The following is a 1,092-nucleotide window of genomic DNA, read 5'->3' as shown; positions in this document are numbered from 1 at the left end:
CTTGCGGCACGCCGTCGTCGGCCGGGAGGGCGCGGGTGGGGCCGTAGCGGTGTCGCGGCGGGGGGCGTTCCGGTGGACCGTACGAGGGGGTGGGGCAGGGTCTGTGTGTTCGGGGGGTGGTGGGGGGTCCTGGGGTGCGTAGGGTGGATTTGAGGCCGCTTTGTGCCGTTGACCTGGTGCTTTGTGGCGTGATGGCGCATAGAGGATGGGGCGACGAGATGCGTGAGCTGGCTGAGACGGCGCGGCAGTGGGTGGCCGAGGGGCGGGTGGCGTTTCTGGCCCGGCCGGTGACCGAGCAGGGGTTCGGGCCCCGGGATCCCGCCGGGGCCGTGCTCGTGGACGCGCGGGGCGAGTGCGCCGGGGCGCTGTACCGCGGGGTGTTCGATGCCGAGCTCGTGGCCGAGGCCGGGGCCATCGGGGCCGGGGGCGGTGCGCGGGTGTGCGAGGTGTCGGTCGGGGCCGGGGAGGCGACCGAGGCGAAGCTGACGTGCGGCGGGCAGGCCGAGGTGCTGCTGCAGCCGTTGTCCACGATCCCCGCCGAGTGGTGGGAGCTGCTCGGGACGGGGGCCGGGGTGGCTCTCGTGACCCGGCTGAACGAGGGGGCGGACGCCGCCGTGAGCGAGGTCGTGCGGGCCGGGGGCCTGCCGGCCGACGACGCCGCGCGGCGGGCCGGGGAGCTGCTCGGGACGCGGCGGCCGGGGCGGGACGCGCTGTACGGGGGGTCCGGGCTGGTGCTCGTGGAGGCGTACCCGTCGGCCCCGTACGTGGTGATCGGCGGGGCCGGCGAGCTGGCCGAGGTGATCGGGGCGCAGGCCGCTCTGCTGGGGTGGGAGTCGGTGACGGTCGGGAGCGCCGGGGAGGCGGAGAAGGTGCTGGTCCAGCACCGGGACGCCGCTTGCCTGGTGCTGCTCAGCCATGAGCCGGATTTCGACGTGCCCAGTTTGAGGACCGCGCTGGCGTTGGGGATTCCCTATGTCGGTGCGCTCGGGTCGCGGCGGACCACCGCGCGGCGGCGGGAGGGGCTGCTCGCGGCCGGGGTGGGCGAGGCCGAGCTGGCGCGGGTGCACGGGCCGATCGGGCTGGACCTTGGGG

The 1,092-nt window shown here is 76.0% G+C and carries 1 protein-coding gene; it reads left to right on the top strand.

Translation table 11 applies throughout. The features are described 5' to 3' along the window. Positions 1–218: 218 nt before the first annotated feature. Positions 219–1,092: XdhC family protein (locus tag VR44_RS38765; RefSeq protein ID WP_045952385.1), on the top strand; the 874-nt coding region annotated here is incomplete at its 3' end.

The organism is Streptomyces katrae (assembly GCF_000966975.1).
Taxonomy (GTDB): domain Bacteria; phylum Actinomycetota; class Actinomycetes; order Streptomycetales; family Streptomycetaceae; genus Streptomyces; species Streptomyces katrae.
The sequence above is the reverse complement of the archived record's forward strand: the minus strand, read 5'-3'. Positions and strand labels throughout refer to the sequence as shown.